This is a genomic window from Streptomyces sp. NPDC015131 (assembly GCF_043079975.1).
Taxonomy (GTDB): Bacteria; Actinomycetota; Actinomycetes; order Streptomycetales; family Streptomycetaceae; genus Streptomyces.
The window spans coordinates 65,069-79,322 of sequence record NZ_JBIBVB010000006.1 but is presented as its reverse complement, the minus strand read 5'-3'; the positions used below and the strand labels follow the sequence as shown (position 1 = coordinate 79,322).

Sequence of the window (14,254 nt, the reverse complement as noted above, 5' to 3'; positions counted from 1 at the left end):
CCGGCACGTTCCTGCCGGTGAAGGGAACGCATCACCATGGCTTCTGTCACGTTCGACAAGGCGACCCGGATCTACCCGGGTGGCACCAAGCCCGCCGTCGACCAGCTCGAGATCGAGATCGCCGACGGCGAGTTCCTCGTCCTCGTCGGGCCCTCCGGCTGCGGCAAGTCGACCTCCCTGCGCATGCTCGCCGGTCTGGAGGACGTCAACGGCGGCGCCATCCGGATCGGGGACCGCGACGTCACGCACCTGCCGCCGAAGGACCGGGACATCGCCATGGTGTTCCAGAACTACGCGCTGTACCCGCACATGACCGTCGCCGACAACATGGGCTTCGCGCTCAAGATCGCCGGCGTCAACAAGGCGGAGATCCGCAAGAAGGTCGAGGAGGCCGCGAAGATCCTCGACCTCTCCGAGTACCTGGACCGCAAGCCCAAGGCGCTCTCCGGCGGTCAGCGCCAGCGGGTGGCGATGGGCCGCGCCATCGTGCGCGAGCCGCAGGTGTTCCTGATGGACGAGCCGCTGTCGAACCTCGACGCCAAGCTCCGCGTATCGACCCGTACGCAGATCGCGAGCCTCCAGCGCCGGCTCGGCATCACCACCGTGTACGTCACGCACGACCAGGTCGAGGCGCTCACCATGGGCGACCGGGTGGCGGTGCTCAAGGACGGGCTGCTCCAGCAGGTCGACACCCCGCGCAACATGTACGACCGCCCGGCCAACCTGTTCGTCGCCGGCTTCATCGGCTCCCCCGCCATGAACCTGGTCGAGGTCCCGATCACCGACGGCGGCGTGAAGTTCGGCAACAGCGTGGTGCCGGTGTCCCGCGAGGCGCTGTCCGCCGCGTCCGGCAAGGGCGACACCACCGTGACGGTGGGCGTCCGCCCGGAGCACTTCGACGTGGCGGGCTCCGAGAGCGACCAGGGCCTGGCCGTGTCGGTCAACGTCGTCGAGGAGCTGGGCGCCGACGGGTACGTCTACGGCTCGACCCGGGTCGGCGGCGAGGACAAGGACCTGGTGGTCCGCGTCGGCGGCCGGTCCATCCCGGAGAAGGGCTCCGTGCTGCACGTCGTGCCGCGCCCGGACGAGATCCATGTGTTCTCGACGTCCACGGGTGAGCGCCTCACCGGCTGACGCCCGCGGAAACTCGTACACGGCCCCGCACTTCGGTGCGGGGCCGTCGTGCGCGGCGGGACCGGAGGGCGGGCGGAGAGCACCAGGATGTCGACAAATACCCCGGCACACCGGTCAATTCGGACTTCGTTCGTCAACACCCAATTCGAAAAGGAGCATCGAACCATCCCTCGTGGGGGTGACTAAATGTCTCCAAATCATCACTGGCCGCTACGCTCACGTCCGTGACCCACACCGCACGCCGAATCGGCCGCTCCCTCGCCCTCGTCCTGCCCGTCGTCCTGGTGCTCTCCGGAACTCTCGCGGTCACCAGTGTCCCGTGGGCGGGCGGTGGCTCGCAGACCCAGATGCTCACCGCGTCCTCGGAGAACGTCTCGGTACGGGCGAAGCCCCGTGCCCCCCAGGATATTCTCCGCGACAAGCTCCTGGCGGAACTTCAGGAGAAGGACCCGGGTGTCGCCCTGACCCACCTCCAGCGCACCGTCGAGGAGCGCCCCTCCCTCGCCAAGCACTGCATGTCGATCGCCCGCGCGCTCGGCAAGGCCGCCGTCCAGCACTACGGCCCCGTCCGCGCCCAGACGTTCTCCCGCCCCGTGTGCGACACGTCCTACGCCGCCGGCGTCGCCCACGAGAGCTGAGCGCATCACCGGCACCGGGGTGCGCCTATCGTGCGCGGTATGCACACCTCTCCGACGCAGGCCGTGGTCCTGGCGGGCGGCCAGGGTTCCCGACTGCGCCCCTACACCGACGACCGCCCCAAGCCGATGGTCGAGATCCCGGGAACCGGGACCCCGATCATCGGCCATCAGCTTTCCTGGCTGGCCGCCGAGGGCGTGACCGACGCCGTCGTCTCCTGCGGACACCTCGCCGAGGTGCTCCAGCAGTGGCTGGCGACGGCCCAACTGCCCCTGCGGGTCACCACCGTCGTGGAGACCGAGCCCCTGGGCCGCGGCGGCGGCCTCAAGTACGCCGCGGCACGTCTGCCGCACCCCGGCGAGCCGTGGTACGCCACGAACGGTGACATCTGGACCCGTTTCTCGCTGCGCGAGATGGCCGCGTTCCACGCCGAGCGCGACGCCACCGCGACACTCGCCCTGGCCCGTCCCCGTATCCCCTGGGGGGCCGTCGAGACGGACGCCTTCGGGCACATCACCGACTTCATCGAGTCGCCGCCGTCGCCCTACCTCATCAACGCGGGCGTGTACGTCTTCTCCCCGGCCTTCACGGACCTTCTGCCGGACGTCGGGGACCACGAGCGCACCACCTTCCCCCGGCTGGCCCGTGAGCGGCGGCTGGCGGGCTTCCCGCTGCCGCAGGGCGCGTACTGGAGGGCCATCGACACCGCCAAGGACCTCCAGGAGGCGGCGAAGGAGCTGGGCGCCCGGGCGTCGTAGGAGAACGCCGGCGCAGAGAAGAGGGGCGGTCACCGTGGACACGGTGACCGCCCCTCTCCGTCGTACGTCAGCCGAGCAGACCGCCGATCGGGTTGCGGTTGCCGCCGGTGGACGAGCCGCCGCCGGAGCCGCTGGAACCGCCGCCGCCGGAGCCGCCCGAACCGGAGCCTCCGGAGCCGCTGTCGTCGCCGCCTCCGCCGCCACCGCTGCCGCCGCCGTCACCGCCGTCACCACCGCCCGTGGAGGTGGGGCCGGCGCTGGAGGTCGGCGGGGGCAGGGGCTCGGACTGCTCCGGGGCCTCCTGGCCGGTGCCCTGGGAGGCGGTCGGCTGCTCCTCCTCCACGCGCTCCTCCTCGCTGTCCGTCGCGGCCGGCGAGGACGCCTCCTCCTCGGCCGTGGGGCCGGCGGAGGCCGACGCCGAGGGCTCGGGGCGGCGGGAGGACTCACGGGCCGCCGGGGAGCGCTCGCCGGGCTCCTCGGGCAGCGGCCGGCCGGGCAGGTGGTTGGTCGGGTCGTCGTTGGGCCCGGGGACGGTGACCATCTCCGTGGACCGTACGGCGCCGCCGAGCACCGAGCCGATGAGCAGCGTCAGCCCGATCACCACGGCGGCGACCAGGGCGCCGCGCCGCAGGACCCGGCGGCGCAGGTCGGCCAGCGCCGAGCGGGGCCCGAGGGTGCGCCACGCCTCGCCCGCGAGGCGCCCGTCGACGGAGTACACCGGCGCGCCGGCGATGATCAGCGGCGACCAGGCGGCGAGGTAGATGATGTCGGGCGCGTCGTAGACGGGGACCGTCTTCCAGCTCACGGTGAGGATCAGCGCGGCCGACAGCAGGGCGCCGAAGACCGCGGCGACCCGCTGCCAGAGCCCCAGCACGGTGAGGACGCCCACGACGACCTGGGCGAAGGCCACGGTGAGGCCGGCGCCCACGGGGTGGGCGAGGGCGAAGTCGCGCAGCGGCTCGGCGAGCGCCCAGGGGTGGAGGGAGTTCAGCCAGGTGACCATGGAGCCGCGCTCGCCGCCGTCGAAGTAGACGGGGTCGCACAGCTTGCCCATGCCGGCGTAGATCGAGATGAAGCCGAGGAACACCCGCAGCGGCAGCAGCACCACGCCCAGGTTCATCCGGCGGCCGGGGTAGTACGCGTGCCGGTGGGCCGGGCCGGTGTACGCCCCGGAGGCGCCGCGCGCGTCGGCGCGGTCGTCGCGGGGCGCGGGGTCGTCGGGGTGGCCGTCCCCGGGGCCGTACCCGCCGGGACGGCGGTCGTCGGGGTGGAACTCGTCGGGCTGCTCGTCGTAGGCGCCGACCGCGCGGCGCATGGGGGGCAGCAGCGGCGGCGCGTCGGGGCCGCGCTGGGTGCCGACGACGGGGGTGGGCATGGTGTCGTCGAGGCGCGGGATGACCTGGGTGGCGCCGGCGTCGAGCGTGCCGACGGCGGTCGACTCCCGCACGGCCTGGAGGAGCCCGGTCGCGCCGGGGTCGCCGGGCGAGGACTTCCCGCTCCACACGACGGGGGCGCGCCGCCGGGCGGCCCCCGCGCCGGCGCCGCTCATCGCGGGCACGCGGGCGGGGTCGGCCGGGCGGGGCCGCTTCACCGGGGCGAGCTGCACACGGAAACTGGCGTGGTTCACGATGACCTGCGCGGGATCGCAATCCACCTTGACCATGCTCAGCGCAGGCTGATCGTCGAATCCGGGCCGGGGCGTTCTGGTGTCCACACTCATCTAACCGAGTGACGTGGGTTTAGGACACTGCCTTGACGGCCGGGAAATGTCCGAGACCCGTCAAGATCATGACGGGTCCCGGGGTGACGCGTGATCAGGCGCGGCGGCGGGCCGCCTCGTACAGCACGACACCGGCCGCGACACCGGCGTTGAGCGACTCGGCGCCGCCCGGCATGGGGATGCGGACGAGGAAGTCGCAGGTCTCGCCGACCAGGCGGGACAGGCCCTTGCCCTCGCTGCCGACGACGACGACCACCGGGCCGCCGAGCGCGTCCAGCTCGTGCACCTCGGTGTCGCCGTCCGCGGCGAGGCCGACGACGGTGATGCCGGCCTTCTGGTACGCCTCCAGGGCGCGGGTCAGGTTGGTGGCCCGGGCGACCGGGGTGCGGGCGGCGGTGCCCGCGGCGGTCTTCCACGCACCGGCGGTCATCCCGGCCGCGCGCCGCTCCGGCACGACCACGCCGTGGCCGCCGAAGGCGGAGACGGACCGCACGACGGCGCCCAGGTTCCGCGGGTCGGTCACCCCGTCGAGCGCCACGATCAGCGGGTCCTCGCCGTCGTCGAAGGCGGCGGCGGCGAGGTCCTCCGGGTGGGCGTACTCGTACGGCGGGACCTGGAGGACGAGGCCCTGGTGGTTGAGGCCGTTCGTCATCCGGTCGAGCTCGGCGCGCGGGGCCTCCATGAGGTGGATGCCGCCGCGGTCGGCCGCGAGCTTGAGCGCGTCGCGGACCCGCTCGTCGTTGTCGATGAACTGCTGGACGTACAGCGTGGTGGCCGGGACGCCGTCGCGCAGCGCCTCGAAGACCGGGTTGCGGCCGACGACCATCTCGGAGGAGCCCTTGCCGCCGCGGCGGGCGATCTGGCGGCGCTGGGCCTGCTTGGCCTTGGCGTTGGCGACGCGGTTCTTCACATGGCCCTTGCGCGCGGACGCGGGCGGCGTGGGGCCCTTGCCCTCCAGGCCCCGGCGCCGCTGGCCACCGCTGCCCACCGTCGCGCCCTTCTTGTTGGACGTGCGGCGGTTCCTGCGCTGGCTGTTCCCGGCCATGACTTACCTGCTCTGTCGATGCGTGTCGTACATATGTGTGTCTATGAAGTGTGCCAGCGGAAGTGGGCCGGCGGGCGGCTCAGCGGGCGCCGAGCGTCCAGCGCGGCCCGTCGGGGCCGTCCTCGATGGCCAGCCCGGACTGGCCGAGCTGGTCGCGGATGGCGTCCGCGGTGCTCCAGTCCTTGCGGGCGCGGGCGGCCTCCCGCTGGTCCAGGACCATACGGACGAGGGTGTCCACGACGCCGTGGAGGTCCTCGCCCCGGTCGGCCTCGCCGGCCCAGTGCGGGTCGAGCGGGTCCAGCCCGAGGACCCCGAGCATGGCGCGGACCTCGGCCACGCGCGCGACGGCGGCCTCCTTGTCGTCGGCGGCCAGCGCGCTGTTGCCCTGCCGGACGGCGGTGTGGACGATCGCCAGCGCCTGCGGCACGCCCATGTCGTCGTCCATCGCCTCGGCGAACGCGAGCGGCACCTCGGCGGCCGGCTCGACCGGCCCGGCCTTCTCCACCACCCGCTGCACGAAGCCCTCGATACGGGCGAACGCCGACTCGGCCTCGCGCAGCGCCTCCGGGCTGTACTCGATCATCGACCGGTAGTGCGGGGTGCCCAGGTAGTAGCGCAGCACGATCGGCCGCCACTGCCTGACCATCTCGGAGACCAGCACCGAGTTGCCCAGCGACTTGGACATCTTCTCGCCGCTCATGGTGACCCAGGCGTTGTGCACCCAGTAGCGGGCGAACTCGTCCCCGTACGCCCTGGCCTGGGCGATCTCGTTCTCGTGGTGCGGGAAGACCAGGTCGAGGCCGCCGCCGTGGATGTCGAAGGCGCTGCCCAGGTACTTGTGGGCCATCGCCGAGCACTCCAGGTGCCAGCCGGGCCGGCCGCGGCCCCACGGGGTCTCCCAGTCGGGCTCGCCCGGCCTGGAGGCCTTCCACATGGCGAAGTCGCGCGGGTCGCGCTTGCCCGCGACACCCTCGTCGGGCTGGCGCAGGTCCTCGATGTCCTGGTTGGACAGCGCCAGGTAGCCGGGGAAGGACCGCACGTCGAAGTAGACGCTGCCGTCGGCCTCGTAGGCGTGGCCGCGCTCGATCAGGCCCCGCATCATCTCGATCATCTCCGGGACGTGCCCGGTGGCGCGCGGCTCGTAGGTGGGCGCCAGGCAGCCCAGCGCCTCGTACCCGCTGTTGAAGGCGCGCTCGTTCTCGTACCCGATCGCCCACCAGGGGCGGCCCTGCTCGGCGGACTTCTTGATGATCTTGTCGTCGATGTCCGTGACATTGCGCACGAACGTCACGTCGTAGCCGCGGTACGCGAACCAGCGGCGCATGATGTCGAAGTTGAGCCCCGAGCGGATGTGACCGATGTGCGGGGCGGCCTGCACGGTGGCACCGCACAGGTAGATCGAGACACAGCCCGGCGTGATCGGGGTGAAGTCACGGATCTGCCGGGCGCTGGTGTCGTACAGACGAATAGTCACCACTCCAGGGTAGTGGGCCTCCGCCAGTGCCCGGTGCCCGTACGGCACGACCGCCGTCTCAGCCCCGGCGGACGAGCAGCGCCGTGGCGATCGCGGCCAGCCCCTCGGCCCGGCCGGTCAGCCCGAGGCCGTCCGTGGTGGTGCCGGACACCGACACCGGGGCGCCGGCCGCCGCGCTCAGCGCCTTCTGCGCCTCGTCGCGCCGCTTGCCGATCTTCGGGCGTACGCCGATGACCTGGACGGCGATGTTGCCGATCTCGAAGCCCTCGGCGCGGACGATACGGGCCGCCTCGGCGAGCAGGGTGACCCCGGAGGCGCCGGACCACTCGGGGCGCGAGGTGCCGAAGTGGGCGCCGAGGTCGCCGACGCCGGCGGCGGAGAACAGCGCGTCGCAGGCGGCGTGGGCGGCCACGTCACCGTCGGAGTGCCCGGCGAGCCCGTACCCGCCGCTGTCCGGACCGTCCCACAGCAGGCCCGCGCACCACAGCTCGCGGCCCTCCTCGAAGGCGTGGACGTCGGTGCCGATGCCGATGCTGGGCAGCTCAGAAGCCATCGTTGGCCCTCCTCCGGGCGAGGACCGCCTCGGCGAGGACGAGGTCGAGCGGACGGGTCACCTTGAACGCTTCCTCGTGGCCGGGGACGACCACGACCGGCTCGCCGAGCCGCTCCACCATGCTCGCGTCGTCGGTGACGTCCTCGGTGACGGTGGCGTGGGCGCGCAGCAGCGTCTCACGGGCGAAGCCCTGCGGGGTCTGCACCGCGCGCAGCGAGGCGCGGTCCGGGGTGCCGAGGACCGGCTCGGCCTCGCCCTTCTCGCGGGGCTCGACCTGCTTGACGGTGTCGGCGAGCGGTACGGCGGGGACGACGGCGACGGCTCCGTCGCGGACGGCCTCGACGACCGCGTCCACGGTGTCGACCGGCACCAGCGGGCGGGCCGCGTCGTGGACGAGGACGGTGGCGACGTCCTCGGGCAGCGCCTCCAGGCCGAGGCGGACGGACTCCTGGCGGGTCTCGCCGCCGGGCACGACCCGGTAGTCGGTGCGCTCGGGCAGGGCGTGCGCGTCGAGGAGGTTCTTCACCTCGGACGCGCCGTCGGGCGGCGCGACCACGACGACCAGGGAGACCGCGCGGGAGGCCGCCATGGCGCGGACCGCGTGGATGAGCATGGGGGTCCCGCTCAGGGCGCGGAGCGCCTTGGGGGCTCCCGGGCCGAGCCGTACGCCCCGGCCGGCCGCGGGGATCACCGCGGCGGTGCGGGCGGGGGGTGCTGCGTCAGACATCGGTGGCACTCCGGCAGGTCGGTCGACGGCGGGCCGGCCGACGGGTCGGTCGGCGGCGGGCCGGTCGGGGGCGGTGTGCCGACAGCGGGTTTGTCGGCGGCAGGTTTGTCGGCTCGGCCGACATGGGTATGGCATCGGCGGGCGGGCGTGACGCCTGGACCGGGACCCTTCCGTGACCTCGGTCGAGCGACGCGCCGGCCGCCGCGCGGCGGGATGCCGCGTGGGGTGCGGAGCTGCGGAGCCGGACATGCCGCAGCGCCCGGCGACAGAGCTGTGGATCACAGCAGGGTCGGCGGGCACCGCGGCATCGCTTCATTCCGGCGCGCCGGTCACATGACCGGACGTCAGGACGCGAGGACCTCGTCCAGCAGGGCCTCGGCCTTGTCCTCGTTGGTGTTCTCCGCGAGGGCCAGCTCGCTCACCAGGATCTGCCGCGCCTTGGCGAGCATGCGCTTCTCGCCGGCCGACAGTCCGCGCTCGCGCTCGCGGCGCCACAGGTCGCGCACCACTTCGGCGACCTTGATGACGTCGCCGGAGGCGAGCTTCTCCAGATTCGCCTTGTAACGACGCGACCAGTTCGTCGGCTCCTCGGCGTACGGCGCGCGCAGCACCTCGAAGACCCGGTCCAGCCCGTCCTGACCGACCACGTCGCGTACGCCCACGAACTCCGCGTTGTCCGCCGGCACACGAACCGTCAGGTCGCCCTGGGCGACCTTGAGCACCAAGTAGGTCTTGTCCACGCCTTTGATCTGGCGAGTTTCGATGGCCTCGATCAGCGCGGCCCCGTGATGGGGATAGACCACGGTGTCGCCAACCTTGAACGTCATGTGACAGGTACCCCTTCCGTGGCTATCCAGGGTAACACGGATTCGGCTTCTTCTGAATGGCGTTTTCGCAGGTCAGGGCATATCTCGGGGCTTGACAACGGCAACCGGAACGTGCTGCGGAGGGCTTGCGGAACGAGGTATTCGCAGGTCGGAGCGGCTGCGCGGGCGCTGGGAAACGGGCTCGTCGCACCCCTCGACGGAGGGTCCGAAGGGGTGGATCATCCCGGTTTGCCGGGTTCCCGGAGGTGAACTTCCCGTACTCCGTTCGGCCGCCGCTCACCCGTACGGACGCCCTCGCGGGCCTTTGTCGAAAAAGCGGGGAGGCCGGGCGCCGAGATGCCCGGCGAGATGCGCCGCGAGTTGCGTCCCGAGTTGCCCGGCGGACGGTCCGTGGTGTCGCCACGCGCGTGATCGGCGACACCTTTTCCCGGCGAATGCGCGACCGCCCGGGAATTGATCAAGAGCGGTTTTGTGAACGGGCGGCGAACCACCGGTGCGGGCCGGCCCGGCGGGGGCACCGCCGAGCGGCACGCGCGCGTGGGGCGGGTCGGGTGCGGGGCGGGGCGGAGGGGTCGGTAACCTGAGCGCGCCGGATGATCGGCGGCCCCGCCCGGGCCCGCCCGACCGGCACCCGCAAAGACCGTGCCCGTCCCGTCCGTCCGTACGTCCTAGGAGTTGCCGCCGCCGTGAGCCGCAGCCTTCGACGCGGTGCCCTCGCCGCCACCGCCCTCGCGTTCTCGATCGCCTCGCTCTCCGCCTGCGGCGCGGGCAACAACGCGCAGTCCCTCGAGATCAAGCCGGACAACGCCGCCACCTCGGTCGGCACCGTCAAGATCCAGAACGCCCTGGTGATCACGCAGCCGAAGCTCGACGCCGAGGGCCCCGCCGTCGTGTCGGCGATGCTCTTCAACAACGGCGCCAAGGCGGAGACGCTGGAGGCCGTCGAGCTGCCCGGCTCCGACGCCCCGGTGAAGCTCACCGCCGCGAGCGGCTCTGGCCCGATCACCGTCCCCGCGGGCGGCTCGGTCCTCCTCGGCGGCAAGGGCAACGCCTCCGCCGTGATCGAGAAGGGCCGCGAGGCCGCCAAGGACGGCAACGCGCAGGAGGTCGTCTTCAAGCTCAGCGAGACCGGCGACGTCCGGCTGGAGGCCTTCGTGGTCCCGGCGACGAACTACTTCGCCGGCTTCGGCCCGAGCCAGGTGCCGCAGCAGCCGGCCGACCAGGCCCCCACGTCCGTCCCGCCCGCCCCGCCGTCCGGCCGGCCCACCGGCAGCCCGTCCGGCTCGCCGGCCGCGCCGGACGCCCCGGCCGAGGACAACGACGGCGGCGCGGAGGGCCCGGCCCCGTCCGACTCCGCCTCGGCCTCGCACGGCACGGAGCACTGACCCGTCCGCCGCCGGACACGTACGTACGCGAGGGGCGCCCCACCGGACCGGTGGGGCGCCCCTCGCGTACGTACCGCCGCGGACCGGCCTACGGCTCGAACTTGTAGCCCAGGCCCCGGACGGTGACCAGGTAGCGCGGCGCGCCCGGGTCGGGCTCGATCTTGGCGCGCAGCCGCTTCACATGGACGTCGAGGGTCTTGGTGTCGCCGACGTAGTCCGCGCCCCACACCCGGTCGATGAGCTGCATCCGGGTGAGCACCCGGCCCGCGTTGCGCAGCAGCATCTCCAGCAGGTCGAACTCCTTCAGCGGCAGGTCGACCTTGCCGCCCGCGACCGTGACGACATGGCGGTCCACGTCCATCCGGACGGGCCCGGCCTCCAGGGCCGCCGGGGTGACCTCCTCGGGCTCGCCGCGGCGCCGCAGCACCGCGCGGATGCGGGCGACCAGCTCGCGGGAGGAGAAGGGCTTGGTGACGTAGTCGTCGGCTCCTATCTCCAGTCCGACGACCTTGTCGATCTCGCTGTCCTTGGCGGTCACCATGATGACCGGGACGTTGGACCGGCCGCGGAGCTGGCGGCAGACCTCGGTGCCGGGCAGGCCGGGGAGCATGAGGTCGAGGAGGACGAGGTCGGCGCCGTTGCGCTCGAACTCGTCGAGCCCCTCGGGCCCGGTGGTCGCCACGGCGACCTCGAAGCCCTCCTTGCGGAGCATGTAGGACAGGGCGTCGCTGAAGGATTCCTCATCCTCGACGACAAGCACTCGGGTCACGGAAGGACCTCCGGGGCGGTGAGCGGTTCGTGGTGGGTGTGGTCGTGGTCGGACCGCGTGGAGCGGTCCCTTCCGGCGCCGGCCTCGGGGAGGCGGAGGGTGAAGGTGGAGCCCTGACCCTCGGTGCTCCACACCGTGACCTCCCCGCCGTGCGAGGCGGCCACGTGCTTGACGATGGCGAGGCCCAGTCCCGTGCCGCCGGTGGCACGGGAGCGGGCGGGGTCGACGCGGTAGAAGCGCTCGAAGATGCGCTCCTTGTCCTTGTCGGGGATGCCGATGCCCTGGTCGGTGACGGCGATCTCGATGAGGTCGCCGCCGGGCGCGGTGACACGGCGCGCGGCGATGCCGACCCGGGTGTGGGCGGGCGAGTAGTTGACGGCGTTCTCGACGAGGTTGCCGAGGGCAGCGGCGAGCTGGCCGCGGTGGCCCCAGACGTGCAGGTCGGCGGTGCCGCCGGAGGCCATGGTGATCTGCTTGGTGGTGGCGGTGTGCCGGGAGCGGTCGACGGCCTCGGCGACGAGTTCGTCGACGCGTACGGGCTCGGCGTCCTCCAGCGGGTCGTCGTTCTGGACCCGGGAGAGGTCGATCAGCTCCTGCACCAGGTTGGTGAGCCGGGTCGCCTCGATCTGCATGCGCCCGGCGAAGCGCGTGACGGCCTCGGGGTCGTCGGAGGCGTCCATGACGGCCTCGGACAGCAGGGAGAGGGCGCCGACGGGGGTCTTCAGCTCATGGCTGACGTTGGCGACGAAGTCGCGGCGTACGGCTTCGATGCGGCGGGCCTCGGTGAGGTCCTCGACCAGCAGCAGGACCAGGCGGGAGCCCAGGGGGGCGACGCGGGCGGAGACGGCGAGCGCCTCGCCGCGCCCGGTGCCGCGCCGCGGCAGGTCCAGTTCCACCTGCCGTATCTCGCCGTCGCGGCGGGTGTCGCGGGCCATGTGGAGCATCGGCTCCACGGCGAGCTTCCCGCCGCGGACGAGCCCGAGCGCGTACGCCGCGGAGCTGGCCTTGACGACCGAGTCGCTCTCGTCGAGGACGACGGCGGAGGACCGCAGCACGGAGAGGACCGTGTCCACACCGGGCGGCAGCACCGCGTCCGTGTGGAGGGAGCTGCGGGTGGGTCGTGCCTGGTCGCGCTCGCTCCAGCGGAACGCCAGCATGGCGATCACGCCGGTGCACGCCCCGGCGATCGCGGCCAATGCGGCGACCGCCGCGTTCACGTCCATGACTCCAGGTTATGCGGGGCCGCGGGCACTCTCCCAGCCGTCGGGGGCCGTGCTCGAACACTCGTCGCCCAGAGTTCACCGAGGGGCAAGTGACGGTTCACTTGAGAGGGAGGCCCCGGCCTTTTTGCCCTCGGACGGTGGCACTGTGGGGGCCCGAGCCCCACCCCGGACCCCTGTACGACGTAGTGAGAGAGGGACATCGATGCGGGACGCGTACCACGAGGAACTGGACTCGATAGGCGAGGGCCTGGTCGAGATGGCCCGGCTGGTCGGGTCGGCCATCGGGCGCGCCACCACGGCGATGCTCGACGCCGACCTGAAGCTGGCGGAGGCCGTGATCGCCGCCGACCAGAAGGTCGACGACCTCCAGCACGACCTGGAGGCCCGGGCCATCGCCCTGCTGGCGCGGCAGCAGCCCGTCGCCACGGACCTGCGGATCGTGGTGACCTCGCTGCGGATGAGCGCGGACCTGGAGCGCTCCGGCGACCTGGCCCAGCACGTCGCCAAGCTGGCGCGGCTGCGCTTCCCGGACGCGGCGGTGCCCAGGGACCTGCACGCCACGATCCTGGAGATGGGCCAGCTGGCGCAGCGCCTGATGGCGAAGGCGGCGGAGGTGATCATCACCAAGGACGTCGACCTGGCGCTGCAGCTGGAGCACGACGACGACGAGATGGACCGGCTGCACCGCACGCTGTTCCAGCACCTGATGGACGACCGCTGGAAGCACGGCATCGAGACGGCGGTCGACGTGACGCTGCTGGGCCGCTACTACGAGCGGTTCGCCGACCACGCGGTGTCGGTCGCCAAGCGGGTGGTGTACCTGGTGACGGGCGAGCACGCCGACGAGCTCCAGCAGGCGGAGGCCCCGGTCGAGGGCGCCTGAACCGCGCGGGCCGGCCTCCGTGCGCCGTTGATGCGCCCTGCCGGGCGGGCGTGCAATGGGGAGCAGGCGACGTACGCCTGGGAACGGACGCCTTCGAGGAGGATCCATGGCCGAGACGCCCATGACCGAGCCCGAGCAGGAAGTACCCGTCGAAGTGCGCCGCCTGCCCCTGCTGGGCGCCTGCGGCTGCGGCTCGGGCTGCGGCTGCGGCTGCCAGTCGGGCGCGCCCTGCCAGTGCGGCTGACCCGCCCCGCCGGGCGGGACGGCGAAGGCCCCCCACCCGCCGGTTCTCCGGTGGTGGGGGGCCTTCGCCGTGCACGCGTGCGGGGGCCGGGGCCTACTTCTTGCCCTGGTTCTTGACCGCCTCGATGGCCGCCTTGGCCGCCTCGGGGTCCAGGTACTTCCCGCCCTTGGTGAGCGGGGTGAAGTCGGCGTCCAGCTCGTAGACCAGCGGGATGCCGGTGGGGATGTTCAGGCCCGCGATGTCGGCGTCGGAGATGCCGTCGAGGTGCTTGACCAGCGCGCGCAGGCTGTTGCCGTGGGCGGCGACGAGCACCGTGCGGCCGGCCAGCAGGTCGGGGACGATGCCGTCGTACCAGTACGGCAGCATGCGGACGACGACGTCCTTGAGGCACTCGGTGCGCGGGCGCAGCTCCGGCGGGATCGTGGCGTAGCGCGCGTCGTTCGCCTGGGAGTACTCGTTGTCGTCGGCGAGGACCGGCGGCGGGGTGTCGTAGGAGCGGCGCCACAGCATGAACTGCTCCTCGCCGAACTCGGCGAGCGTCTGCGCCTTGTCCTTGCCCTGGAGCGCGCCGTAGTGCCGCTCGTTGAGGCGCCAGGAGCGGTGGACGGGGATCCAGTGCCGGTCGGCGGCCTCCAGCGCGAGCTGCGCGGTGCGGATGGCGCGCTTCTGGAGGGAGGTGTGCAGCACGTCGGGGAGCAGACCGGCGTCCTTCAGCAGCTCACCGCCGCGGACTGCCTCCTTCTCGCCCTTCTCGGTGAGGTTGACGTCCACCCAGCCGGTGAACAGGTTCTTCGCGTTCCATTCGCTCTCGCCGTGGCGGAGGAGGATCAGCTTGTACGGTGCGTCGGCCATGCGTACGAGATTAATGGACGCCAC

The 14,254-nt window shown here is 72.6% G+C and carries 15 protein-coding genes; 6 read left to right on the top strand and 9 right to left on the bottom strand.

Features of this window, described 5'->3' with window-relative positions; genetic code table 11:
* Positions 1-36 precede the first annotated feature (36 nt).
* The 3 genes from ACF08D_RS23530 to ACF08D_RS23520 all read left to right on the top strand — a co-directional run bounded on the left by ACF08D_RS23530 (position 37) and on the right by ACF08D_RS23520 (position 2,528).
* A complete protein-coding gene (locus tag ACF08D_RS23530; RefSeq protein ID WP_392224889.1) occupies positions 37-1,134 on the top strand; it encodes an ABC transporter ATP-binding protein in 1,098 nt (365 codons plus the stop codon).
* 224 nt (positions 1,135-1,358) lie between these two features.
* Positions 1,359-1,772: a hypothetical protein gene (locus ACF08D_RS23525; RefSeq protein ID WP_392224887.1), complete on the top strand. Its 414-nt coding sequence runs from the start codon at positions 1,359-1,361 to the stop codon at positions 1,770-1,772.
* 39 nt (positions 1,773-1,811) lie between these two features.
* On the top strand, positions 1,812-2,528 hold the full coding sequence (locus tag ACF08D_RS23520; protein WP_392224885.1) for an NDP-sugar synthase: 717 nt from the start codon (positions 1,812-1,814) through the stop codon (positions 2,526-2,528).
* Between the two features lie 67 nt (positions 2,529-2,595).
* Here ACF08D_RS23520 and ACF08D_RS23515 read toward each other — a convergent pair whose 3' ends face one another.
* The 6 genes from ACF08D_RS23515 to ACF08D_RS23490 all read right to left on the bottom strand — a co-directional run bounded on the left by ACF08D_RS23515 (position 2,596) and on the right by ACF08D_RS23490 (position 8,874).
* Positions 2,596-4,248, bottom strand: a complete 1,653-nt coding sequence (locus ACF08D_RS23515; RefSeq protein WP_392224883.1) for a DoxX family membrane protein — start codon at positions 4,246-4,248, stop codon at positions 2,596-2,598.
* Positions 4,249-4,342: 94 nt separating this feature from the next.
* Positions 4,343-5,293, bottom strand: coding sequence for a 23S rRNA (guanosine(2251)-2'-O)-methyltransferase RlmB (rlmB, locus tag ACF08D_RS23510; protein ID WP_392224881.1), 951 nt, complete (start codon positions 5,291-5,293; stop codon positions 4,343-4,345).
* A 79-nt stretch (positions 5,294-5,372) separates the two neighbouring features.
* Positions 5,373-6,767, bottom strand: coding sequence for a cysteine--tRNA ligase (cysS, locus tag ACF08D_RS23505; protein ID WP_392224879.1), 1,395 nt, complete (start codon positions 6,765-6,767; stop codon positions 5,373-5,375).
* A 58-nt stretch (positions 6,768-6,825) separates the two neighbouring features.
* Positions 6,826-7,320, bottom strand: coding sequence for a 2-C-methyl-D-erythritol 2,4-cyclodiphosphate synthase (gene ispF / locus ACF08D_RS23500; protein ID WP_392224878.1), 495 nt, complete (start codon positions 7,318-7,320; stop codon positions 6,826-6,828).
* On the bottom strand, positions 7,310-8,047 hold the full coding sequence (gene ispD, locus ACF08D_RS23495; RefSeq protein ID WP_392224876.1) for a 2-C-methyl-D-erythritol 4-phosphate cytidylyltransferase: 738 nt from the start codon (positions 8,045-8,047) through the stop codon (positions 7,310-7,312). The genes ispF and ispD overlap by 11 nt, the downstream gene beginning before the upstream one ends.
* Before the next feature lie 344 nt (positions 8,048-8,391).
* Positions 8,392-8,874: a CarD family transcriptional regulator gene (locus ACF08D_RS23490; protein ID WP_003953493.1), complete on the bottom strand. Its 483-nt coding sequence runs from the start codon at positions 8,872-8,874 to the stop codon at positions 8,392-8,394.
* 686 nt (positions 8,875-9,560) lie between these two features.
* Between ACF08D_RS23490 and ACF08D_RS23485 the strand changes: the two genes are divergently transcribed.
* Entirely contained in the window at positions 9,561-10,259 is a 699-nt protein-coding gene (locus ACF08D_RS23485) for a DUF461 domain-containing protein (RefSeq protein WP_392224875.1), read from the top strand.
* Between the two features lie 88 nt (positions 10,260-10,347).
* On the opposite strand, the gene ACF08D_RS23480 is transcribed toward ACF08D_RS23485, so the two are convergent.
* Positions 10,348-11,028, bottom strand: a complete 681-nt coding sequence (locus tag ACF08D_RS23480) for a response regulator transcription factor (protein ID WP_126884732.1) — start codon at positions 11,026-11,028, stop codon at positions 10,348-10,350.
* A complete protein-coding gene (locus ACF08D_RS23475; protein WP_392224873.1) occupies positions 11,025-12,251 on the bottom strand; it encodes a sensor histidine kinase in 1,227 nt (408 codons plus the stop codon). Before ACF08D_RS23475 ends, ACF08D_RS23480 begins: the two co-directional genes overlap by 4 nt.
* Before the next feature lie 202 nt (positions 12,252-12,453).
* Between ACF08D_RS23475 and phoU the strand changes: the two genes are divergently transcribed.
* Positions 12,454-13,134 (top strand): phosphate signaling complex protein PhoU, encoded by a 681-nt coding sequence (gene phoU / locus ACF08D_RS23470; RefSeq protein ID WP_392224871.1) that lies wholly within the window; start codon positions 12,454-12,456, stop codon positions 13,132-13,134.
* 106 nt (positions 13,135-13,240) lie between these two features.
* Entirely contained in the window at positions 13,241-13,378 is a 138-nt protein-coding gene (locus tag ACF08D_RS23465) for a hypothetical protein (RefSeq protein WP_392224870.1), read from the top strand.
* 93 nt (positions 13,379-13,471) lie between these two features.
* Here ACF08D_RS23465 and ACF08D_RS23460 read toward each other — a convergent pair whose 3' ends face one another.
* A complete protein-coding gene (locus ACF08D_RS23460; protein WP_392224868.1) occupies positions 13,472-14,230 on the bottom strand; it encodes a phosphoglyceromutase in 759 nt (252 codons plus the stop codon).
* Positions 14,231-14,254 lie beyond the last annotated feature (24 nt).